Here is a 23,926-nt window from a genome sequence, read left to right as displayed (position 1 = left end):
CGACCTTTACATAGAATCTGGTTATTATGCCCAACCTGAAGGAGAGCGTTTCTTGCGTGGAATGATGTGAGGTAAGATAAGACCAAACAGCAAGCCTATGCCAGCGACACCGCCGCCATACATAAAGTATTTAAGTAATAGATCATCTTTTTGTGTATCTAGTTTGGCTCTGAGGTTACGCACTTCTTCCTGTGATGCAGTAAGCTGCTGACTAATGTCACTGTAGCTTTTTTCTAGATCAGCAATTTGGCGATTTCTGGTTTCTAAAGAGTCTGCTAATCCTGCTTTTTCCTGATCGGCATTAGAGCGAGCGTTAGCCAGTTTCGCTTTCACATCAGATAATTCTTTTTCAATTTTAGGTAGGCGCAATGCCATACTTTCACGAGTTGTAACAAAGCGACTTTCAACCCAGCCTTTACGACCTTTGCTATCTTGGATTTGAGTATATCCAGTATCTTTGTCTGCAGTAAGGTAAGTAACTCTATCCCCCGCATCGACGCTGCCGATAATTCGGAATTGGTTACTCGGGCCAGAGTGCATATAAGTAAATAAGTTATCTGCGATATAACGGTTTTTAGCCAAAGCCGCAGGTGCGACTAACATTGAAGCTAAAACCAAGCAAACCAGTTTTTTCACGATCAATCCTTTAGCAATCTTCTCTATCATTTGCTGGGCTAACAAGCCCCGATACCAAATAGTAAGTAGTTTCAGACTCTACTGCAACAAAGAAGGGAGGCTTTGCCTCCCTTTCTGTGGATTTGAATCAATAATGACAGTGAGTTAACACATCATTGACCTTGTTGCTTAAGCAAACATCGCTTGAATGGCATAGAAAAATACCACCGCAAGCAGAGCACCTGCTGGAAGGGTCACAATCCATGAAGCAACGATGTTACGAACAACGCCCAAGTTCAATGCTGCGATCCCTCTAGCAAAACCTACACCTAGTACAGCACCTACCAGCGTTTGGGTCGTTGAAATAGGAAGTCCAGTACCTGAAGCAAGCACAACAGTACAGGCTGTTGCAAGCTGAGCAGCAAAGCCGCGACTTGGTGTGAGTTCAGTAATCCCAGTACCGACTGTCGCCATTACCTTGTGTCCAAGTGTGGCTAATCCCACGACGATACCAAAGCCACCGAGAGGCAGGATCCACCAAGCTATAGTGCTTTTATCTGTAATCTCACCCATATGCTCTATGGTGGAAGCAACGGCAGAAAGAGGGCCAATTGCGTTCGCTACGTCATTAGACCCGTGAGCGAAGGCCATAGCACAGGCTGTGATTACCATAAGCACACTGAATATACCCTCAACGCCCGCAAACCCATGATCATCTTCGCGACTGGAGAACTTTTTCTGAATATATAAGTATCCACTGACCATCACTATGGCAGAAACTACGGCAGAGCATACCCAAGCTTCACCATTTGTGAGGTGCAGACCTACGTGTTTTAGGCCTTTTTTGATAGTTACCAATGCAATCACCATAGTGGTGATGAACATGTACATAGGTACAAAGCGTTTGGCATTAAACAATGGCTTCTCTGTATCAAATATTAGCCGCTGCGCGCTGACAAAGATCACGTAAGCGAAAAATCCAGAGATGATAGGGGTGATTATCCAACTGCCTACTATGCCTTTAACTGAGCCCCAGTCGACAGCTTCGGTCCCTACTGATACACACGCAAAGCCTATGATTGCTCCTATGATTGAGTGAGTAGTAGAGACAGGCCATCCCATGTAAGAGGCAAGTAGTAGCCAAGAGCCCGCAGCGAGAAGAGCAGACATCATACCAAATACGAGTACATCGGGCTGACTGGCAAACAGAGAAGTCTCAATAACCCCTTTGCGAATTGTGTCAGTTACTTCACCGCCTGCAAGGTAAGCCCCTGCAAACTCAAAAATCATCGCGATAATAATCGCTTGTTTTACAGTTAGCGCTTTGGAGCCTACTGAGGTTCCCATTGCATTGGCCACATCATTTGCGCCAATACCGATCGCCATCATAAAGCCAAAAACTGCTGCAATAATAATCAGGACAGTGCCGTAATTCGCAAGGATATCCATCGTAATACCTAGTTGTTGATAACAAGCGGAGCATATTAGACACAACAAAACCCCTTGGCGTCTGTTTGTGTATCGCCTAGTAGGGGTATGCTTAAAATGCTCTTCGTTATTTAGTTACTTATTGTTTATGAGCGAGATAGCATAAGTTCAAGGCGTGCGCCAACGCGCTGCGCTTGATCGGCTATGCCACCTACCCATTCAAGAATTTTATAAAGGAACATCACATCAATCGGATTTAAATCGCCTTCGATTGCCATTAGTTGCTGGCGAAGATCAATCTGCATCGCGTCGGTGTCATCTTCAATTTCATCTAGTTGGTGAATCATTTCGGCTACAAGAGTAACTTCGCGGCCTTTGAATCCGGTTTCTAATAACTCGTCGAGTTCGTTGATTACTTTCTGCGCTTGGTTGGCTGCATCTAGGCAGCGCTTAACATACGCAATAAAATTTTCTTGGAGAGGTTCGGGTATGACTAATTGTCGGCCATATACTCGACCGGCAATGTCTTTTGCTAGGTTTGCCAGTTTGTCTTGCTGAGTCAGAAGTTCGAGCATATCGCTACGATCGACAGGCATAAACAAACCGCGAGGAAGCTTGAGACGAATTTCACGTTTTAAAACGTCGGCTTCTTTTTCTAAATGTGAGATTTGTGCGCGAATTTCTGATGCTTTCTCCCAGTCTCCTTTTGAACTTACTTCAAAGAAGTTGACTAGGTGTGAGCAACATTCATTGACACACACAACGTGGCGCTGCAAAGGCTTGATTGGGGACTTTGCAAATAACCCCATAATTGTATTCACTGGCATGGTCATTCAACCTATTTATATAACCCAAAAATAACATATACCATTCATGGCGAAATGTTGAACGATGGCTATAAAGGCGCGCATGGTAACCCATTAAATCCATCATTAAAACTGTTTTAGATCATCATTGAGATGATATTTCTTTCTTGCTCGGTTTGGAAATTGGCAATATTCTGTTTGTATCTGTGCTAAAAGGGACCACTATGGAAAACGAGATAGAACTGAAGTTTTTTGTTTCTCCTGAATTTTCAAATACTTTACAAGATCTGATTGTACAAGAAAAAGTGCTTCAGCATAGTTGCCGTAAACTTGGCAATATTTATTTTGATACCAAAGAAAATTGGTTACGTGTTCATGATATTGGTCTCCGTATTCGTCGTTTTGACGATGTTTATGTTCAGACGGTCAAAACTTCTGGTCGTGTTGTTGCTGGGTTGCATCAAAGACCTGAGTACAATGCTGAGCATGATTGCGATGAGCCTCTGCTTGAACTTCATCCATCCGATATTTGGCCTGAAGGTAAGGACGTTAAAGACTTACAGTCAGAGCTTGAACCTATATTTTCCACCAACTTTACTCGTGAACAATGGCTGATAGGAATGTCCGATGGTAGCCAGATCGAGGTGGCTTTTGATCAAGGTATGGTTGAGGCTGGTGAGCGTAAAGAGCCCATTTGTGAAATTGAACTAGAGCTGAAATCAGGGCAAGCGGATGCACTGTTTACCCTAGCTCGCCGTTTGTCTGAAAATGGAGGCTTGCGCCTAGGTAACCTAAGTAAAGCCGCAAAGGGTTATCGGCTCGCTGATAACTATCAAGGCGACGAGGTCAAACCTTTGGCTTTGGTGGCGACGGATAAGCAGGATACGGTCGAGTCTTGTTTCGTACATTCCCTTGAGCATGGGTTATCCCACTGGCTTTACCACGAACAAATCTATGCTGAAAGAGAGTCAATTGAAGCATTACATCAAATAAAAAGTTCGATTAGTTTTATTCGTCAGTTACTTACTGTATATGGTGGAATAGTACCTCGAAGAGCAAGTGCGCTAATTCGCCAAGAATTAAAGTGGTTAGAGCAGTCATTGGAATGGCTCAATGATTTTGAATATCTCGACGCATTGCTGGATGACAAAGGACATGCATTGCGAAAGCTCGATGCGCGTAAGTTTTTGGTAGAGGAGCTTAAACTTATTCAAGACTCCTTGCCCGATAGAGAAGAAATTCTAACCCTATTTAATTCAGCTAGGTATATAGGTTTACTACTAGACCTTAGTCGCTGGATTCTTACTCGTGGTTGGCAGCCATTTCTTGATGATAAAGCCCAAGATAAAATGAGTCTCACCATTGAACCTTTCTCTTTCAAACAGCTTGATCGTACCTGGGCCGAATTAATAGAAGCTTTTCCTCCAGAGCGCTCTTTGATCAGTCAGGATTACATTGATCAAAGGTATAGACTGATGCGCAATCTATACACTGGCGTTAGTTTTGCCAGTTTGTTCGATGCAGAGGAACGTAATCGGTTTAGATTGCCGTGGCGCGATTTGTTACATGGTATCGATGATTTGTTAAAACTCAGGACCTTAGACAAGTTAATCGATAAATTGGAAGGAGAAGAGCAAGAGCAATTAAAACGTTGGCTCTCTCGTCAAGAAAACTCGATTCTACATGCTATGGAACAAACACGAGTGATTTGTATCGAAGCGCAGCCGTATTGGCAAGATTAACGCTGAGTTTATTTTTTTGAGGAGTCTTGTGGCTCCTCATTTTTGCTTTGCTGTCTTTCGATTTTCTCTAAACGTATTAGGATCTCTTGCTGTCGCTCTAGTACTTCGAGTAACAGTCGCTCTTTGTTTTCTGAGCGTTTTTCCTGAATTTCCGTTGGTGAAGTGATTAGTGATGTGATAAGACCTGAAATCATACCAAAAATACCTACTCCACAAATAATTAGCCCTGATGCGAGAATCTTTCCTGCATTAGTCACAGGAAAATGGTCACCGTAGCCTACCGTTGAGATAGTGACTAACGCCCACCACATTGCATCACCACCCGTTTGTATATTGGCCTCAGGCGCTTTGCTTTCAACAAACAGCATCAAACTTGAGCCTATGGTGAGTAATATCACCATAAGTAAGAGTATAGAAGCCAGAGTTGTTTCGCGGCGATTAACCATGAGTTGTTTGATTAAGGAGCGGCTAGAGCGTATGACTAAAATCACGCGCAAAATATGGAACAAACGTGCAAAACGCAGAGGCTCCACCATGGGAATGCTGGCTAGGAAATCAATCCAATGATGTTTTATATAGTGAAGCCGATTGTCAGAGCGAACCCAATCAATAGTTAGTTGGAGTAGAAAAACACTACAAATAATAAAATCTAAGCCGATAAGTACTTGGCGTGTAGGCTCTTTGAGTGGAAAGAACAATAATGCAGAAATAACAAATAGTGCCATAAATGACAAGATGAGAGACAACAAGCTCATTGGCTTTATATCGTCCTTGATATCGCTTTGTTTCATATTTGGCCCAGATTAACACTCGGTTTTGAAGTCAATGATAACAATGAAGGGCAGTTATCAATGTGCCAATAGTGCCCCCAAACTACTGTTAACTATATAAGAATTGGTAGCGAAGTAACACTGAAATGGCATTGTTAGGTAATGGAAATCTGCTATCACCTATATTCTATTGATTCACTAAATAACCTAGCCTGCTTTTCTTTGCACTTTAGTGATAATCGATAAATTTAGGATGTTAATATCCGAACATGTAGAGACTTCTTCGAGTGAATACCAATGAGAGCTCTCAATGTTAAGATCACATCCTTCATTGTTTGAATGTCAGAATAGCATTCAATCTACACTCATTCGTTGTTAGTGAAGGTTTTTTATTGGTATAACATTCTTATCAACCTTTTTACTAACCCAAGGAAGAAGAATGCAACTGCCCGACAACCTTGCTTGTGTGTCCCAAAGTGCTCTCGAGCTTCTATATGAAGATAATGCTATCGGACACTGGCCAGAGCATAGGCGAGAGCAACTAAACTATATTGCTGGCTTAAGTAAGTTTGTTGTTGATTCTTTACACCAAGATCAGAACTTACAACAGCAGCTCCCCGAAATGTTAGAACAGCCGTCTCGCCATCAAGAATATCGTGCGCGCCTTGGAAAGTGTTTGGCAGATTGCACGGATGAAGCTCAAGGTCACAGAATCTTAAGGCAATTTCGTCGCCGAGAAATGGTATACATTGCATGGCGAGACTTTGTGGGTAATTGGACTTTAGAGCAAAGCCTTGAACATTTGTCGCAGCTGGCAGAGGCGATGTTGTTTGAAACCTATCAATGGCAATATGGTGAGTGCTGCAAATTATGGGGAACGCCTTGTAACTCTTCAGGTGAAGCGCAACCTATGTTGATTATTGGCATGGGCAAACTTGGTGGTGGCGAGCTTAACTTCTCCTCTGATATTGATCTTATTTTTACTTACCCAGAGAACGGCGATACCCGAGGGGCAACCAGAAGTTTATCAAATGCCCAATTTTTCACTCGTCTAGCTCAGAGGATCATCAAGGCCTTAGATCAGCAAACTTTTGATGGTTTTTGCTATCGGGTTGACATGCGGCTACGCCCTTTTGGTGAAAGTGGTCCTTTGGTGATGAGTTATGCTGCGTTGGAAGATTATTATCAAGAGCAAGGCAGAGATTGGGAACGCTACGCCATGATCAAGGGTCGTGTCATGGGCAGTGAAATGTACTCAGAGTATAAAGCATTGCGGCAAATGTTAAGGCCTTTTGTGTTTCGTCGTTATATCGACTTCAGTGCTATTCAGTCACTGCGCAGAATGAAATCAATGATAAGCAGTGAAGTTAGGCGTCGAGGGTTTAAGAACAATATAAAATTGGGCGCTGGAGGGATCCGTGAAATCGAGTTTGTTGCTCAAGTTTTTCAACTTATTCGCGGAGGAAGAGAACCAAGCCTGCGTCAAAGGGGACTATTGAAAACCCTGTCGGCAATAGAAACTCTTGAGCTATTAACCACCGAGGAAGTGGCGGCTCTTAGGCATGCCTATCATTTTTTGCGACGTTTAGAGAACTTGCTACAAGCAATGTCTGATCAACAAACTCAAACTTTACCAGATAACGAGCAAGAGCAATTGCAGCTTTCGATAGCAATGGGTTACAAGGATTGGCCTTCTTTACTTAAAGAAACGCAAATGCATATGCACAAGGTCCACCAAGTTTTTTCTAACTTAATTGGAGATGATGAAGAGGACTCACTAGACGTTGACAAACATTACCATGAACTGTGGGACATGGTTGCAAAGCCAGATGTTATTGAGGGCATTCTTGCTCAAGATATTGCTAGTGAGCATTGGGCAGAAATGGCTCAGACTATTATTGGTTTTAAACGGGATTTAGCGAAGAAAACATTGGGGCCAAGAGGACGACAAGTTCTTAATAGATTGATGCCTAAAGTTTTTGGTGCAATTTTTGCGCACCGAGATGCACGATATGGGCTGCCGCGCGTACTTCATTTGCTACACAGAATAGTCACTCGTACCACTTATCTGGAATTATTGGATGAATACCCAGCAGCATTAACTCAGTTAGTACGTTTGTGTACCGAGAGTCCTATGATATCAGAGCAGCTCGGTCGTTATCCCATTTTACTTGACGAGTTGATTGACCCACAACACCTGTATAATCCTGTGCCACTTGGAAGCTATCGTTCTGAGTTACGAGACTATTTAGCCCGTATCCCAGAAGATGATATGGAACAGCAAATGGAAGCTTTGCGTCAGTTCAAGCAAATTTGTAGCTTACGTATTGCGGCTGCGGATATTGCGGGAGCCTTACCTGTGATGAAAGTCAGCGACCATTTGACTTATCTTGCTGAAGCGATAGTTGATTCAGTGGTGAATCAAGCTTGGATGCAAGTGGTCGAAAAGTATGGTGAACCAGCTCATCTTAAAGATCGAGAAGGGCGGGGTTTTGCCGTGATCGGTTATGGCAAAGTAGGGGGCTGGGAACTGGGTTACAATTCAGATCTAGATTTGGTCTTTATTCATGATTGCCCGGTCGATAGCTACACTGATGGCAAGAAAGAACTTGATGGCCGGCAGTTTTACCTTAGGTTAGCGCAAAGAATAATACATATATTTTCTACTCGCACCGCCTCAGGAATCCTGTATGACGTTGATACTCGCTTACGCCCATCTGGTGCATCAGGTCTTCTTGTGACAACGACTGAAGCCTTTGATGAGTATCAAAGAAATGATGCTTGGACATGGGAGCATCAAGCGCTAGTTCGTGCCCGTATGATCTATGGTGATTCAGCGCTTGAGAAAGCATTTTCTCACACAAGGCACCATATTCTCAGCCAACCTCGCGAAGAATCTTTGCTCAAAAAAGAGGTGGTTGAAATGCGTGAGAAAATGCGCAGCCACCTTGGTGGAAAGAAAGTAGGACGTTTTTTACTCAAACAGGACCCTGGCGGGATAACAGACGTTGAGTTTCTTACACAGTACTTGGTTTTGAGGTTCAGTCACGATAAACCAAAGTTAACCCGATGGAGCGATAACGTAAGAATTCTTGAATCTATGATAGCGCAAGGTGTGATGGAAGAAGTCCCAGCAATGGCTTTGACGCATGCTTATACCACTATACGAAATCATATTCACCATAGAAACTTACTCAATTTAGAAACCGACGTCGCTGAAGAAAAGCTGTTGAAAGAGCGCGAGCTTGTGAAGACTCTTTGGCATGAGTGGTTAGAATAGATTTAGCGCTTTGACCTGCCTGTGTTAGACTTCTGCCCGAAATAGAATTTGGAGATCCGCAATGAAACCAATCCTACCGAACTATAGTGACTCTGGTGTATTGATTATCGGTGACGTTATGTTAGACCGTTACTGGTATGGCCCAACTGGACGTATTTCTCCAGAGGCGCCAGTTCCTGTAGTAAAAGTAGAAAATAACGAAGAGCGCCCTGGTGGAGCAGCGAACGTGGCAATGAATATTGCTTCTCTTGGTGGTCATGCGCATATTGTTGGTTTAACTGGGATTGACGAACCCGCTAAAGTTCTTAATGAGACATTGTCAGCTCTGAAAGTGAAATGTGATTTTGTCGCTTTGCCCAGTTATCCGACAATCACAAAGCTGCGCATTTTGAGTCGTGGCCAACAACTCATACGCTTGGACTTTGAAGATAAATTTGAAGATACGGACGCGGAACTTATTTTAGATAGGATGGAGCAAGCTTTGCCCAAGGTGAAGTCGGTTGTGTTGTCCGATTACGATAAAGGGGCCTTAGAGCACGTACAGCAATTTATTCAAAAAGCGCGTGCAGCCAAAGTTCCTGTTTTTATTGACCCTAAAGGCGCTGACTTTGAACGTTATCGCGGTGCTACATTACTGACGCCTAATCTCACTGAGTTTGAGCTGGTTGTTGGTAAAGTTAAAAATGATCAAGAGTTGGTAGAGAAGGGGCTAGCGCTTATCGAAGAATACGATTTTGAAGCGCTCCTTGTGACACGCAGTGAACACGGCATGACTTTATTACGCCGTGGACAAGAGCCGTTCCATTTACCAACGTTAGCAAAAGAAGTGTATGACGTAACGGGTGCTGGAGATACGGTTATTTCGGTTCTTGCCGCTTCAGTTGCCTCTGGCAAACCTCTTGATGAGGCTTGCGCACTCGCCAATGCTGCTGCTGGTGTTGTCGTAGGTAAACTTGGCACCTCTACAGTATCAACGATCGAGCTCGCGGAAGCGGTTCACGGTAGTCAAGACACAGACTTTGGTGTAGTGACCGAGCAATCACTAATTGATGCGGTTAAAAAAGCGCAGTCTAAGGGAGAGAAAGTCGTGATGACAAACGGTTGCTTCGATATTCTCCATGCTGGACATGTGTCTTATCTTAACCATGCTGCCGAGCTTGGAGATCGTTTGATTGTTGCTGTTAACACCGATGATTCAGTAAAAAGTCTCAAAGGACCAGGACGCCCAGTTAATCCAACGGATCGAAGAATGGCCGTATTGGCGGGATTAGGTGCAGTAGACTGGGTGGTGCCTTTTGAAGAAGAAACCCCACAGCGCCTGATTGCTGAAGTTTTACCGGATTTGCTTGTCAAAGGCGGAGATTACAAGCCTGAAGATATTGCGGGTGGTAAAGAGGTCATAGCAAACGGCGGTGAAGTCAAAGTGCTCAACTTTGAAGAGGGTTGCTCAACCACAGAGATTATTGATGCGATCAAAGGTGGAAGAGGGTAAGCCCTCAACTGAAATAAAAAATGGAGCCCGCGGCTCCATTTTTTAATCCACTATTGCGTGGTTTTACTCTTCAAGGTCACCACAGAAGCGATAGCCTTCACCGTGAATGGTTGCAATGATCTCTGGAGTACCTGAAACAGCCTCAAAATGCTTACGTATTCTTCGAATCGTCACATCCACTGTTCTGTCATGAGGTTTAAGCTCTCTACCAGTCATCTTTTTGAGCAAGTCTGCTCGTGTTTGGATTTTTCCAGGGTTTTCACAGAAGTGAAGTAATGCTCTAAATTCCGAACGCGGGAGTTTGTAATCATCACCACTTGGGCTCACGAGTGAGCGACTATTGATATCCAAAACCCAGCCATTAAATTCGTACTTTTCTACACTGCGTTTATCTTCGTTTACAGCGCTAGAGATCATGGAGCGACTGAGCAAGTTGCGAGCTCGAATTGTCAGTTCACGAGGGTTAAATGGTTTGGTGATATAGTCATCAGCACCTATTTCAAGGCCCAAAATTTTGTCAACTTCATTATCGCGCCCAGTCAGAAACATAAGTGCGACATTGGCTTGCTCTCGAAGCTCTCGAGCAAGCAGAAGACCATTCTTCCCTGGTAGGTTAATATCCATAATGACCAGATTAACCTGATTGTCAGACAGCACTTGGTGCATCTCTTCACCGTCACTGGCCTCAAAAACAGCGTATCCCTCTGCTTCAAAAATACTCTTTAGAGTGTTACGAGTTACTTGCTCATCTTCGACAATAAGAATGTGCGGGGTTTGCATTGGCGGTACCTAAACTTGTGAAAAAATTGTGCTAACAGAATAAATTCTAGGCAAAAACCTAACATACAGATAATGTGATGCTGATAATAAACCAAAGGCTGAAAAAGTACATTGTTTCTTTGGTTGCCCGCCTTCCTTGGGTTCAATGCGCGTTTGAGATCCCTTATGATCACGCTTTTTCTATTAGTCTTTGCTGCGAATTCTATAATGTTAACAGCCTGCTAACAATGTCAGAATGTTAATTCCATTCACTTTGTTGATTTATATCAAGAGTTAGAATGTAACAAAAATTAATCGTCGATAACATAACTAAAGCATAATGAATATGATGATAGATGCATTTCTGTGGCAACAGTATTCAGATCCTTACTTTAAGTTCACTTTTCAGCCTATATTGGATGAATTCGCTATTATCACGGCTTGGAACCCAAAAAGTCAGTGGCAGTCCAAATTGGAAAATGATCGTTGCAATCACAACCTAGTCAAAGAATTTGGTCATACTTATTTCAGTGAGGTCTTGGTTGGGGATAGTCGCTTTAGTTGGGCAGAAATCAGTTTTGCTGTTGCAATATCTGAGCAACAAGCCTTGGAGATCGGGAAAAAGTATCAGCAGAATGCTATTTACTATGTGGTAAAAGATGAGCTGTTTTTACTTTCTTGTTTCGCCGATGGAACGAAAGCCAATCTTGGAAGCTGGCTGCAGCGCTGCAGATAGTTATTGAAGGTATGTTCAAAGATAAAGGAGGCATTATGAAAGATATAACACCGGAAATATGTGATAAACATGAAGACAAAGTTATTTTATTGGACATACCGTTACACACTTTTGGCAGTAAATGTGCTTTTTGGGGAGAAATAGTCACCGTTCGTTGTTATCACGATAACTCAAAAGTGAGAGAAGCTTTAAGTCAAGACGGCAAAGGAAAAGTATTGATCGTTGACGGCCATGGGTCATGTCAACAAGCCTTGTTAGGAGATAAGTTGGCGATTCTAGCTATTGATAACCATTGGGAAGGTGTCATTATCTATGGAGCCATTCGAGATGTCGCTGTGATGGCAGAAATGGACTTTGGTATCAAGGCCATAGGTACTAGTCCTTTCAAGACAGAAAAACGCGGTGCAGGTGAAATGAATGTAACCTTAACGATTCATAATCAGATGATCCAGCCAGGTGATTATGTATACGCGGACTGGAATGGTGTGTTCATGTCCACCGAGCTACTCGATTGGAGTTGATCCCAGTTAGTTTTGGATTGTGAGACTTAAAACCGAAAGCCAATACCCACTTCAAACTCTTGTTGTAACTCTTGGTGCTCAAGTGTTGCATGTAGGTCTAGATTTTCTGTCAATCTCATTCTACTTGAGACTTCGGCGGAGATCATGGTCTCATTACCCAGAGTTTTGGTGTCATCTTGGTAGGAGTGTAGGCTGCTTTGCACTGATACTCTTGGAGTCACTTGATAACTGACGCCACTTAAAAAACCACTTTCGTTGATTGATGTGCTTTGATTGATCCGAGCGCCAACATAGAAATCCATTTTATTGAAGAGGTTATAAGAGTAACCGCCATCAATCTTCCACGTGTCAAAGTCGTAGTGATTGGTTTCGCTAGATAGAAAAAGCTTGTGTGGCGATGCTTTTTTTTGAGAAGGCAAAGTGGGCAGATCGGCAGCTACCGTTGAACAAGCCATAAGAGCGAGGATAAGATATAGTTGTTTTTTCATTTTTCGCTCCCACATTTTTAATTCCCACCGCAGGATCAATTAAAGCATAAAATACGATCATCGCTAGGCACATTTGCGATAAAATTATTTATTAATTGATATGAAATTAATTTAATATTGATTGTATCTAATGTAACTTGTTGATGGGATTAAAAGAAGCTAAGTCGGAAGCGTAAAATAAAAAAATAAAAAAAACGTTGACTCATGATAAGAGAATAGGTTAAACGTAGGGAACGCAGACACATTATTATCGGAAAATCGCATATGCATCATTTAAGCCTATCAGTAATGACCACAACCATTATTATTACCGACATTACACATGTTGGGGCGGGCTGCTAAGCGAAATAAATTCAAAAAAAGGCCTGTATCCCATGAGATACAGGCCTTTTTTTATACCTATTTACAAGCATTTGGAGGAAGGAATGCGCGTTTTAAAGTTTGGTGGCTCATCGTTAGCTGACGCAGATAGATTTCTACGAGCAGCAGATATTATTACTAACAACGCTCGGCAAGAAGAAGTTTCGGTTGTGCTTTCGGCTCCTGGAAAAACAACCAATAAACTCGTTGCTGTTATTGATGGAGCATTAAAAAATGGTCAGGTAGAGACACAAATAGCTGATCTAGAGAATTCTTTTCAGGAGTTGTATCAAGAAATAAAACAATCCATACCAAGCATAGATGGCTCTGACTTCGACAACCAAGTCAAAACGTCGATGAATCAGCTGCGACAGTTTGTTCATGGGATAAACCTATTAGGTATGTGCCCAAGCAATGTTAATGCTCGGATAATAAGTAAGGGTGAGCGAATATCTGTTCAACTGATGAAAGCGGTATTGGAAGCCAAAGGTCAGCCAGCTAGCTTAATTGATCCTGTAAAGTACCTTTATGCACAAGGCGAGTACTTAGAAGCTATGGTGGATGTTGAGGTGTCTACCCAGAATTTTCGTCAAACCCCTTTGTCGCAAGGTTATGTCAATATCATGCCTGGTTTTACAGCTGGTAATGACAAGGGGGAGCTTGTCACTTTAGGTCGCAATGGTTCTGATTATTCTGCAGCGGTTTTAGCGGCCTGCCTGCGTGCTGAATGCTGTGAGATTTGGACGGATGTAGACGGTGTATACAATTGCGATCCTCGACTGGTTGATGATGCCCGTTTGCTAAAATCATTGAGCTATCAAGAAGCGATGGAGCTGTCTTATTTTGGAGCTTCTGTATTGCATCCTAAAACTATTGCCCCTATTGCTCAGTTCCATATTCCTTGTCTTATTAAAAACAGCTTCAACCCCCAAGGGGCAGGTACTCTGATTGGTCAAGATACCGGTGAAGATAACCTATCTATCAAGGGGATTACGACGCTCAGTGACCTAACAATGGTTAATGTTTCTGGGCCAGGTATGAAGGGCATGGTGGGCATGGCAAGCCGAGTGTTTGGTGCTATGTCATCGGCGGGCGTATCGATTGTTTTAATCACCCAGTCTTCCTCGGAATATAGCATCAGCTTTTGTATTGAATCTGCCGATAAAGCGATGGCAGAGCAAGCGCTCAACGATGCATTTGAGTTGGAACTTAAAGACGACTTACTTGAGCCTGTTGATTTTATCGATAACGTTGCCATTGTGACTTTGGTAGGCGACGGAATGCGCACATCGAAAGGGGTTGCGTCACAGTTCTTTTCTTCATTAGCTGAAGTGAATGTCAACATTGTCGCTATTGCTCAGGGCTCCTCAGAGCGCGCTATCTCTGCAGTGATACCAGAGGATAAAATTTCAGAAGCGATTAAGGCGTGTCATGAAAATTTGTTCAATTCTAAACATTTCCTAGATGTGTTTGTTGTCGGTGTGGGAGGTGTTGGAGGTGAATTGGTTGATCAAATTCAGCGTCAGCAAGCTAAGTTAGCGGAAAAAGGTATAGTGATAAGAGTTTGTGGTTTAGCCAACAGTAAAGGCTTACTGCTTGATAGCCAAGGTTTACCATTAGAACACTGGCGAGATCGCATCAAAGATGCCAGCGAAGAATTTAGCCTTGCCCGTCTTACTTCATTGGTACAACGTAACCATATTATTAATCCTGTTTTGGTCGATTGCACTTCATCAGAGGTGATTGCGGGTCAATATGCTGATTTTCTAGCCGCAGGGTTTCATGTTGTGACACCCAATAAGAAAGCCAATACGGCGAGTATGGCCTATTATCATCAACTTCGTGAAATAGCTCGCGGCTCTCGTCGCAAATTGATGTACGAGACAACGGTTGGAGCAGGGTTGCCTGTGATTGAAAATTTACAGAATCTTATTTCTGCTGGTGACGAGCTTGAACGCTTTAGTGGTATCCTTTCAGGCTCACTGTCATACATCTTTGGTAAGTTAGATGAAGGTATGACATTGAGCCAGGCAACAAACATAGCGAAAGAAAACGGCTTTACTGAACCCGATCCTCGAGATGATCTTTCTGGTATGGATGTTGCCCGTAAACTGTTGATTCTGGCTCGCGAAGCTGGAATGAATCTAGAACTTGAAGATGTCATTGTAGAAAAAGCACTGCCGCCTAGTTTTGATGATTCAGGCAATGTTGAAGAATTTATGGCTCGGCTACCTGAAGCTGATGCCTATTTCCAACAGCTATCAGCTAAAGCGGCTGAAGAGGGCAAAGTATTGCGCTACGTAGGAGAAATTGACGTAGGTCAGTGCCGCGTAAGTATCTCCGCTGTGAATGACAATGACCCTATGTTTAAGATAAAAGATGGTGAAAATGCGCTGGCTTTTTACAGTCGTTATTATCAGCCAATACCACTTGTCCTGCGCGGTTACGGAGCGGGTACAGAAGTAACAGCAGCTGGTGTATTCTCAGATGTAATGCGCACATTAGGATGGAAACTAGGGGTTTAACCAAATGAGTAATGGTATGGATGTCGTTGTCTACGCTCCTGCGTCGATTGGTAATGTTAGTGTTGGCTTTGATGTCCTGGGTGCAGCTGTTTCTCCCATTGACGGCACATTGCTGGGCGATCGAGTTATGATAAAGGCCGGTGATGAGCCTTTTAGCCTATTAACAGCTGGGGATTTTGTTTCAAAATTGCCAACCGACCCTAAAGAAAATATTGTTTACGACTGCTGGCAGGTGTTTGCTAGAGAGCTGGATAAAAAAGGCGTTGCTTTACAGCCTATAGAGATGACCCTTGAGAAAAATATGCCGATTGGCTCTGGTTTGGGCTCTAGCGCTTGCTCAATAGTCGCAGCTTTAGATGCGCTAAATCAATTTCATGGTAATCCACTCGATAAGACACAGTTGCTTGCACTGATGGGAGAAATGGAAGGGAAGATATCTGGTGGAGTCCACTATGATAATGTCGCTCCATGCTTCTTAGGTGGTGTGCAGTTAATGTTGGAAGAGCTTGGTATTATCAGTCAAGAAGTTCCTTGTTTTGATAACTGGTATTGGGTCATGGCTTACCCAGGTATTAAAGTTTCAACCGCCGAAGCTCGTGAAATTTTACCATCTCAATATCGTCGTCAAGATATTATTGCTCATGGTCGCCATTTGGCAGGGTTTGTTCATGCTTGTCATTCGAATCAGCCAGAGCTGGCGGTAAAAATGATGAAAGATGTTGTCGCTGAGCCATATCGAGAAAAGTTATTACCAAACTTTTCTCAGGCGAGGCAGTATGCTGCGACAGCGGGAGCTTTAGCAACAGGTATATCAGGCAGTGGCCCGACACTGTTTAGTGTTTGTAAAGACAAAGATGTTGCCGAGCGAGTGGCTCGGTGGCTAGAACAAAATTACGTACAAAATAAAGAAGGATTCGTTCATATTTGTCAGCTAGACAAGCAGGGATCCAAAGTTACAGGAAGTGAGCTATGAAGCTTTACAATATTAAAGAAAATGATCAGAAAGTCTCTTTTGCTCAAGCTGTTCGTCAAGGCTTGGGGCGTAATCAAGGCTTATTTTTTCCTCAAGAATTACCAACGTTTGATGATATTGATTCGTTATTAGCTGAAGATTTCATATCTCGTAGTACTAAGATACTGTCTGCGTTGATTGGTGATGAGCTATCTCAAGAAACAGTTAATGCCATGGTTGATGCTGCTTTTCAGTTCCCAGCACCGATTAAGGGTGTAAGCGATGATGTTTATGCATTGGAGCTATTTCATGGCCCTACACTTGCTTTTAAAGATTTTGGTGGCCGTTTTATGGCTCAATCTCTGGCAACGGTCTCAGATGGCGGTAAGATCACTATCTTAACGGCTACATCTGGTGATACTGGTGCTGCTGTTGCGCATGCTTTTTATGGGATGGAAGACATCAATGTTGTCATTTTGTACCCGAAAGGAAAAATTAGCCCATTACAAGAAAAGCTATTTTGTACTTTGGGCAAGAATATTCACACTGTGGCAATTAATGGTGACTTTGATGACTGTCAAGCACTCGTTAAACAGGCGTTCGATGATGCAAAACTGCGTGATGATATAGGTTTGAACTCTGCAAACTCAATTAATATCAGTCGATTAATGGCGCAAATCTGTTATTACTTTGAAGCCGCTGCACAAATGAGTAAAGAGCAGCGTGAAAACCTAGTTGTGTCAGTTCCAAGCGGTAACTTCGGTAACTTAACTGCCGGGCTTTTGGCAAAGGCATTGGGATTACCGATAAAACGTTTTATCGCCGCGACTAATATCAATGATACTGTGCCTCGATACCTAGAAACTGGGCAATGGGAGCCTAAAGCCACAATTGCTACCACATCAAATGCAATGGATGTGAGTCAGCCAAATAACTGGCCGCGTATTGAAGAGCTTTGTCGCGTTAAAAAGTGGGGGTTAGCAACGCTTGGTAAAGGGGCCGTTACTGATGCACAAAGTGCTGAGACAGTACAAGAGCTTTATGAGAAAGGCTATCTTTGCGAACCTCACGGTGCAATAGCTTACCGCGTGCTGAGTGAGCAGTTACAAGAAGGCGAAACAGGGCTTTTCTTATGCACGGCGCACCCAGCTAAGTTTAAGGAAGTGGTTGATGATATCTTGGGAACAGATATTGACCTTCCAGGTCCATTAGCAAAACATGCCGCAATGGAGCTACTCTCAGAAGATTTAGCAAATGACTTTGAATTGCTTAAAGATGTTTTGTATCATGTGACAAAGCAATAATGTAAAAAGAAAAGGTCACTTCGGTGACCTTTTTAATGCGAGTTTTTTATCTGCTGCAGCTCATTTTTTCAAAGTTTCAAAATGAGTGCACACTTGCTCAATGGCTTTGAGGGTTCTTGGTGTGGGTCTACTTAGCCAGTCTGAATTGATAGACCAGATATGATGGTTTTGCACCGCTTTCATTTGTGTCTTCCACTTTGCCCATAAAGAGGTGGCAGAGGAAGATTGTGATGCGAATATCACATCAGGGTTTTTCAAAATAACCTGCTCTTTACCCACTTGTGGGTATGGAACAGGGCTATTCTCAAATACATTGACGCCACCACAAAATGAAAAAACTTCGCTCGGCCAGTGATTTTTGGCGACGGTCATAAGTGGTTGCTCACTCAGTTGATAGAAATAGCGAATAGGAGTGTCCACTTGGTATTTTTGTCTCATCTCGGACAGCTGCTGCCTAAAGCTTTTTGCAGCCTGCTGGCCAATATCAGGATCAGGGGCGTATAAACTGAGTTTTTCAAGGTAATTGGCAATATCTTCTAGCGACTGGATATTAATAGGGTAAATATTGATATTAAATGCTTTAAGTTTGTCTATTTCTTTAGCTGGATTACCTCCTGGCCAGGTGACCACAAGATCTGGTTTAAGCGTAATAATGCGTTCTAATTTAAGGCCTTGATGATTTGATACAGTTTCAATCTGCTTTGCCTGTGGTGGGTAATCGCTGTATTCACTTACAGCAACCAGTTTATCTCCAAGGCCCGCAGCGTATAATAGCTCTGTGATGTGAGGAGCCAAACTTATTACGCGTTCAACGGGTGCTGCGAATAAATTTGTCGTGAAAAGAATGAATAATAAAATTAGGCGCTGAAACAGCATTTAAATTCCTTGATATATGGCGACCATGATAACGCTTTGCAGTACTATCCAAGCAAACATTCGCCATGCGAGCAAACGTTGCACTTGAGCAATATGAATCGCAGACGGAGCAATCCTGCCGCCAAGTTTACTCCGAACCGCTTTACTTCCATCGTACATTGCAGGGCCACCTAAAGAGAGCTGTTGTTTTGCTCCGACGGAAACAAGTAACCACGCAGGGCCTGGTAGTGGCCATGTGTTTGCTTGTGATTTGAGAAGGGCAAAGACCTCTCGAGTTCTTCCACCAATAGCGATCATCAGAGCAAAAAGGCGCAGTGGAACATAATCTAAGATGGCAACCAAACGAATAACAGGAACGCCAAAAGGAGAAAACCGTTTACGTGATGGAGACCAGGCTCTGGCTAGCTCAACGGTCATACGATAAAGAAAAGCGCCTATACCTCCGGCTAACGCATACCAAAAAAGTACCGCAACAACATTTCTTCCATAAGACATGATAAGGGTTTCTGCTCCTGCTTTACCCAACCCCATTAATGACAATGACCGAGTAGAACGATTAACGATCGGAGTCAGAAGCATTTTGGCATGTTCTTTATCTTCTCTTGCCAAAGCCAGCACAAATTGGTTGGTGAATTTATCGGTATTGCGCCAATCAATTGCGAGTAGCAGCAGAGCCAAATCAAATAATTGGGCTTGCCATACCAGTGGCTTAAGTGCGATAAGAAGAGCAAGCATGGGGAGAGTCATAAGTAGCATTGCTAACGTACCAGATACCATGCTTTGTGAATAACTTGAGTTAGTATTGACCTTATCAGCGAGCTGCTCTGCAAATTTATGCCATAGAATCGCTGGGTGAGCTTCGCGTGGAAAAGGAAGGATAAGATGAAACAGTAAAGCGCCCCACAATACGAGTAAGGCGCCATTTGAGTAGAGCTGATTAAAGAGAGTTTCCACGTTCATCAGCACTTCCGTTACTATTATGCCTTGAGCAGATTGACCATGTTAAATACCATTTCAGACGAGCTTTTTGCTGCTAAAGGTAGGAACTCATCAAAACTCATAGGAGATTCTTTATCTGCAACATCAGAAATTGCGCGAACAACCACGAAAGGTACTTTGAATTGATGACAAACCTGAGCAATTGCAGACGCTTCCATTTCTACAGCGACCACAGATGGGAAGTGCTGACGGATAAAGGCTTGTTTTTCGCTAGAGCAGACAAAGGTATCACCTGTACAAATGAGCCCGCGAACAGCATGTTTGCCTTCCATTTGAGACAAAGCTTTCTCTGCTGCATCCATTAATTTCGAGTCTGCGGAAAAAGCTGCTGGTTGGCCTGCCATTTGGCCCATTTCGTAGCCAAAAGCAGTGACGTCGGCATCATGATGGCGAACCTCTGTAGAAATAACTACGTCGCCTAAGCTCAAGGATGAATCAAAGCCTCCAGCGGAGCCTGTGTTGATTACAATATCTGGCTGATATTCGTCTAGAAGAATCGTCGTTCCAATTGCAGCAGCAACTTTGCCAATACCAGACTGGAGAAGAACCACATCTACGCCATCAAGTTGACCTGAGAAAAATGTACAGCCTGCTTTAGATGCTTGTGTCATGTTTGTGATTGCTTGCTTAAGAAGAGTAACTTCTTGCTCCATTGCACCTATGATGCCAATTTTCATGCGGATTCCTGTTATTTCAGAAAGATAGGATATGTTGCACTAAGTGTAACAGAAATGCGGCAGATAGGAATGAAGAGTGAATCGAACCTATAGCTAGTTAGACTTTGTGTCGTTGGTTTGTGAATGATGATAATGCGGTTCTGTGGTAAGCTTTAGAGCGTTAAGTTAAAATATTAACAATTTACATTTACTATTCTAACTCTAAATGTTTAAAGGTTGTCACCTTCCTTCTGAGGTAATTCTCTAAACCCTTGGTTACTATCTTGTTTACAAGCTCAGTGATCGAGATATTAAATAGATACAACTCGAGCGTGGAGTAGAAATTGATCATTAAATCATCATTCGTTGGGGTGTCAATTTGACATGTAGGGCGAGAGCACGGTGGATAGATTTAATGCCCCCGCAGGATAGTCGCTTCTGGATATGAGTCAGCTCGTCATGAATCAACTTTGTGAAAGAACCACTTGCTATACGTTTAAAAAACCAATGTTTCGCTACTAATCAATTGAATTATCATATAAATAATAACAAATGATGCTATTTTATTTATAATCCAAACTTTGGTCTTTAAAAAATCACTAAACTTTTGTACTTGAAATATAATCCCGACAAAACCATACCATATAAAACTGATGCTGAAGGTTATTATGGGAAATAAAATTGTCATTTGGAGGTGATGAGCTGTGTTCATACTTATAGTCACTGCGCTTGTGATAAAAAGTATCGCTTTAATATTGGAAATTTGTATCATAAAACTAGATATAAAACTCGCTTCCTTATTTATATCAGTTGGGCTTTTTTGGCTTGAGACTAGAAGTTTATATGCCACAAATGTTAAATAGATACAGCCAGTAATAGTAATTATTGTTCTTACTCTAGGTTCTGATAGAAATGAACCGAGCCCTAACGAACCTACTGTAGAAATAAATAAATTTGCTATAGCTAAACCGAATACTACTTTAAAGATGCTCCACTTTGAACCATTTATTGAATGTGTGGCAGTATGAACAAAACCAGGGCCTGGGCTCATGATTCCCAAAGAAACTAGAAGTGCATAGCTAGTCATCATAGGTAACTATCCTCTTTATTAACCTTCTATAAACTTAACATCTTGTGAATTATTAAACTTATAGCTTATATCAGGTAAGTTACAGGTAAGTAATTTCTTCCTGTGACAGAAAGACAGTTTGTTAATTGATTGACTAATATCAACGAAACCACCAACCCCGAAAAATTTTTTTCCTAAACTTGCCACGTGTATATTACCATGAGAATCCAAATCCCCAACACCCAATACAGCATGGTCAATTTCTCCATTCCATATTTTTTTAAATATTTGTTTTTGTGACATCACTGGCTTTCCGTTGCTACATAGGCCAAATCCATCACCATCATACAAAATCTCTCCCGTCATCCCTGATTCAACAAAAATATTGAATTTTTTTTCTGTATATAAACTTTGTATACGGTTTATCGCAGGAACAGGTAGCCCTATTCCCACGATTAGAGTCTCATTGTGTCTTATACGTTCATGAAGTGCGTTTGCTATATGATGCGAGACCTCACATTTTCTGGTAAGATTCTGTGAAAACTGGTGGTATCTCGAAGGAACAAACCCCACTTTATGAAGACCGCTAGGTGGGGAAAAAACCGCATCAAAGAGATCTAGGCTACAAGTAATTTTTGGATTATTGATAACTGTATTAGGTGTCTGTATGACTACCTTCGCTCCTCTTTTTCTCGCTGATCTAATACATAACTCTATGTCTAAGTTTATTGGATCAGTTTCCAATACGACAGAACTACCCTCTGTCATACCTGAACCCCTAATAAGTATTAAGTCACTTTCAGGTAGACTGTACTCAATTTCAGTCCCTATTCTTTTCGAAATATTAAGTTGGCCTAGATAATTTGAGTTTACTAACGTCCCCTTGTTACTTGGGTCAAGAAACGTATCAGCACCAATACGGGTTCGGATACTACGTTTTTCTTCAGTTAAGAGGACGCTCGATACGCCTTGTGGTATATTGTGGACTTCTATACTATTGGTTTCTAGAGCAAGATTCACACAATCTACTGTACCAAAAAAACCACCCACAACCCAGTCAACATTGTTCGAGTTTATTAACGTATTGAATCCACCAAACCATCCATTACCGGGTAAAGACGAAGCAATAAAGCCATACTTTTGGGGCGAATTTCCATTCCAACTTGCTGCACTCAGAAGGTTTATGAGATATTCGGGAGATATAGCGCTTCCGAAAGACACAATATCCACAACGTGAACGCCTTTAAGTAGTTTTCTAAATCTATACACATCGGTGTTATTCATATTAGATATGTCCATGTTGCATGAGAATGTTATCTACAATGATCGAGGCGTCCCGAACGGTTAATGACGTCGCTTCAGTAAAGAAACGACTACCATTCGTCAATGGTCCCAAACAATAAATATTTCTAGAATCGATAACTTTACAGTTATTATCGACGTTAACACCAGTGATATCATGTTTAGGAAGCTTGCTAAAAGTTAAAAACGGAGTTGTTTTTGTGGTATTAAAAGCTAAGAATTCATTTCCAGTACTAGGTTCACCGGAATAATATCCCTTTGATATTTTGAGCTGTTTATTGTTGATTAAATTCCAAACTTTTCGAGCATTCTTTAATGGGAACATAGCTCTATTTTCAATAATCCGGGATTTCATCTTATGGATCAACAGCTGTTCTTTCTTTCGAAGGCTTTGATACACCTTACAATAACTAGGGGTTGAAGAGTATATCACTTTCTGCCATTCTGGAATATTCGATTCACAATATCTTATTTCATCAATAAGACTAAATTTTTCATCGTAGATAATACTTTTTTCAATGTCATCTTTTAATAGACCATTAAAGTTTTTAATAATATTACTTAACCCAAAGTTGCCTGGTGAAAAACCTTCAAATAGAGAGCCTTCTCCTGATTTGAACTGGCTGCGTACACGCGGAAACCTACCTGAATAAGATACACACTCAATTGATGAGTTAGGATGCATTGAATGAGCGTATAATATTAGGTCTATGGCTGTTAGGCCCGACCCATATATTTTTATCGGTCGAGAACTGTCACAGCTTTGAATGGCAGAGAAAAGACGATCGTTAAGTAAATCACTTCCGAACCCGATACTGACTATTGTTGTATCGACGTTATACTTTTTTCCATCCGACACTATTTTGCCAGCATTATCTATATAATCCGCCTTTTCGATTAACTCTAAAACACAGGAACTATTTTCTAATTGTAAGAATAAATTTTCTTTTACATCTTGTAGATATTTTCCATATACAGATCTAGGGATATAATCGTCATCCGAGAAAAAATAGTTATGGGATTGAAGCCATTTCTGTACTGATATGATCTCGTCAAACTGGGTTAATGAATCTAGCCTTGTATTCATGATGAAAAAGTCGGGAGCTTTTTTATATGCATAACCTACTTGCGAATGATCCTCGCTGAAGATATATATTTTCAGATTACATACATTATGTTTACACAAACTTTTTAGGATAGCGATACACCCAGCCCCGCTCCCTATAATACCGATAGTGTTCATTTT

Annotated in this window: 20 protein-coding genes and 1 other annotated feature; of the genes, 8 read left to right on the top strand and 12 right to left on the bottom strand. The window is 42.0% G+C overall.

All coding sequences use genetic code 11. The features are described from left to right. Positions 1–24: 24 nt before the first annotated feature. From DPF90_RS14135 to DPF90_RS14125, 3 genes are all read right to left on the bottom strand, one after another. Positions 25–636 (bottom strand): TIGR04211 family SH3 domain-containing protein, encoded by a 612-nt coding sequence (locus DPF90_RS14135; protein ID WP_114786984.1) that lies wholly within the window; start codon positions 634–636, stop codon positions 25–27. 168 nt (positions 637–804) lie between these two features. Beyond that, positions 805–2,064, bottom strand: a complete 1,260-nt coding sequence (locus DPF90_RS14130) for an inorganic phosphate transporter (RefSeq protein ID WP_114786983.1) — start codon at positions 2,062–2,064, stop codon at positions 805–807. Positions 2,065–2,189: 125 nt separating this feature from the next. Further along, on the bottom strand, positions 2,190–2,870 hold the full coding sequence (locus DPF90_RS14125; RefSeq protein WP_162814037.1) for a TIGR00153 family protein: 681 nt from the start codon (positions 2,868–2,870) through the stop codon (positions 2,190–2,192). 203 nt (positions 2,871–3,073) lie between these two features. Between DPF90_RS14125 and DPF90_RS14120 the strand changes: the two genes are divergently transcribed. Continuing rightward, on the top strand, positions 3,074–4,591 hold the full coding sequence (locus DPF90_RS14120; protein WP_114786981.1) for a CYTH and CHAD domain-containing protein: 1,518 nt from the start codon (positions 3,074–3,076) through the stop codon (positions 4,589–4,591). A gap of 8 nt (positions 4,592–4,599) precedes the next feature. Here DPF90_RS14120 and DPF90_RS14115 read toward each other — a convergent pair whose 3' ends face one another. Next, positions 4,600–5,382, bottom strand: coding sequence for an ion transporter (locus tag DPF90_RS14115; RefSeq protein ID WP_114786980.1), 783 nt, complete (start codon positions 5,380–5,382; stop codon positions 4,600–4,602). A 418-nt stretch (positions 5,383–5,800) separates the two neighbouring features. On the opposite strand from DPF90_RS14115, the gene glnE reads away from it, so the two are divergent. Together glnE and hldE are read left to right on the top strand one after the other, a co-directional pair. Next, positions 5,801–8,641 (top strand): bifunctional [glutamate--ammonia ligase]-adenylyl-L-tyrosine phosphorylase/[glutamate--ammonia-ligase] adenylyltransferase, encoded by a 2,841-nt coding sequence (glnE, locus tag DPF90_RS14110; protein ID WP_114786979.1) that lies wholly within the window; start codon positions 5,801–5,803, stop codon positions 8,639–8,641. 61 nt (positions 8,642–8,702) lie between these two features. Beyond that, on the top strand, positions 8,703–10,133 hold the full coding sequence (hldE, locus tag DPF90_RS14105) for a bifunctional D-glycero-beta-D-manno-heptose-7-phosphate kinase/D-glycero-beta-D-manno-heptose 1-phosphate adenylyltransferase HldE (RefSeq protein WP_114786978.1): 1,431 nt from the start codon (positions 8,703–8,705) through the stop codon (positions 10,131–10,133). A gap of 63 nt (positions 10,134–10,196) precedes the next feature. Here hldE and arcA read toward each other — a convergent pair whose 3' ends face one another. Next, a complete protein-coding gene (gene arcA, locus DPF90_RS14100) occupies positions 10,197–10,913 on the bottom strand; it encodes a two-component system response regulator ArcA (protein ID WP_114786977.1) in 717 nt (238 codons plus the stop codon). Positions 10,914–11,238: 325 nt separating this feature from the next. Between arcA and DPF90_RS14090 the strand changes: the two genes are divergently transcribed. After that, entirely contained in the window at positions 11,239–11,628 is a 390-nt protein-coding gene (locus DPF90_RS14090) for a DUF3293 domain-containing protein (protein WP_114786975.1), read from the top strand. A 35-nt stretch (positions 11,629–11,663) separates the two neighbouring features. Next, complete coding sequence (locus DPF90_RS14085) at positions 11,664–12,149, top strand: putative 4-hydroxy-4-methyl-2-oxoglutarate aldolase (protein WP_114786974.1); 486 nt, start codon at positions 11,664–11,666, stop codon at positions 12,147–12,149. A 26-nt stretch (positions 12,150–12,175) separates the two neighbouring features. On the opposite strand, the gene DPF90_RS14080 is transcribed toward DPF90_RS14085, so the two are convergent. After that, positions 12,176–12,637: a hypothetical protein gene (locus DPF90_RS14080; RefSeq protein ID WP_114787052.1), complete on the bottom strand. Its 462-nt coding sequence runs from the start codon at positions 12,635–12,637 to the stop codon at positions 12,176–12,178. Between the two features lie 277 nt (positions 12,638–12,914). Further along, positions 12,915–13,033, top strand: a sequence feature (Thr leader region). A 29-nt stretch (positions 13,034–13,062) separates the two neighbouring features. On the opposite strand from DPF90_RS14080, the gene thrA reads away from it, so the two are divergent. Genes thrA through thrC form a run of 3 tightly spaced genes read left to right on the top strand, consistent with a single transcriptional unit; the run spans position 13,063 to position 17,778 of the window. Then, positions 13,063–15,522, top strand: a complete 2,460-nt coding sequence (thrA, locus tag DPF90_RS14075; RefSeq protein ID WP_114786973.1) for a bifunctional aspartate kinase/homoserine dehydrogenase I — start codon at positions 13,063–13,065, stop codon at positions 15,520–15,522. Positions 15,523–15,538: 16 nt separating this feature from the next. Beyond that, positions 15,539–16,495: a homoserine kinase gene (gene thrB, locus DPF90_RS14070; protein ID WP_114786972.1), complete on the top strand. Its 957-nt coding sequence runs from the start codon at positions 15,539–15,541 to the stop codon at positions 16,493–16,495. Next, positions 16,492–17,778, top strand: coding sequence for a threonine synthase (gene thrC / locus DPF90_RS14065; protein WP_114786971.1), 1,287 nt, complete (start codon positions 16,492–16,494; stop codon positions 17,776–17,778). The genes thrB and thrC overlap by 4 nt, the downstream gene beginning before the upstream one ends. Positions 17,779–17,838: 60 nt before the next feature. On the opposite strand, the gene btuF is transcribed toward thrC, so the two are convergent. From btuF to DPF90_RS14035, 6 genes are all read right to left on the bottom strand, one after another. Next, positions 17,839–18,654, bottom strand: a complete 816-nt coding sequence (gene btuF, locus DPF90_RS14060) for a vitamin B12 ABC transporter substrate-binding protein BtuF (protein WP_114786970.1) — start codon at positions 18,652–18,654, stop codon at positions 17,839–17,841. After that, positions 18,655–19,608 carry a cobalamin biosynthesis family protein gene (locus DPF90_RS14055; protein ID WP_114787051.1) on the bottom strand — a complete coding sequence of 318 codons (954 nt, stop codon included), beginning with the start codon at positions 19,606–19,608 and terminating at the stop codon, positions 18,655–18,657. Positions 19,609–19,631: 23 nt separating this feature from the next. Then, positions 19,632–20,330: a 5'-methylthioadenosine/S-adenosylhomocysteine nucleosidase gene (gene mtnN / locus DPF90_RS14050; protein ID WP_114786969.1), complete on the bottom strand. Its 699-nt coding sequence runs from the start codon at positions 20,328–20,330 to the stop codon at positions 19,632–19,634. A gap of 475 nt (positions 20,331–20,805) precedes the next feature. Next, positions 20,806–21,399 (bottom strand): LysE family translocator, encoded by a 594-nt coding sequence (locus DPF90_RS14045; protein ID WP_114786968.1) that lies wholly within the window; start codon positions 21,397–21,399, stop codon positions 20,806–20,808. A gap of 18 nt (positions 21,400–21,417) precedes the next feature. Further along, positions 21,418–22,662: a propionate CoA-transferase gene (locus DPF90_RS14040; protein WP_114786967.1), complete on the bottom strand. Its 1,245-nt coding sequence runs from the start codon at positions 22,660–22,662 to the stop codon at positions 21,418–21,420. Between the two features lies 1 nt (position 22,663). Then, positions 22,664–23,923, bottom strand: a complete 1,260-nt coding sequence (locus tag DPF90_RS14035) for an FAD/NAD(P)-binding protein (RefSeq protein WP_114786966.1) — start codon at positions 23,921–23,923, stop codon at positions 22,664–22,666. Positions 23,924–23,926: the final 3 nt, after the last annotated feature.

The organism is Vibrio tetraodonis, assembly GCF_003350295.1.
In the GTDB taxonomy this organism is placed as follows: domain Bacteria; phylum Pseudomonadota; class Gammaproteobacteria; order Enterobacterales; family Vibrionaceae; genus Vibrio; species Vibrio tetraodonis.
Note: the sequence above shows the minus strand (reverse complement) of the source record. Positions and strands in the feature narration are given on the sequence as shown.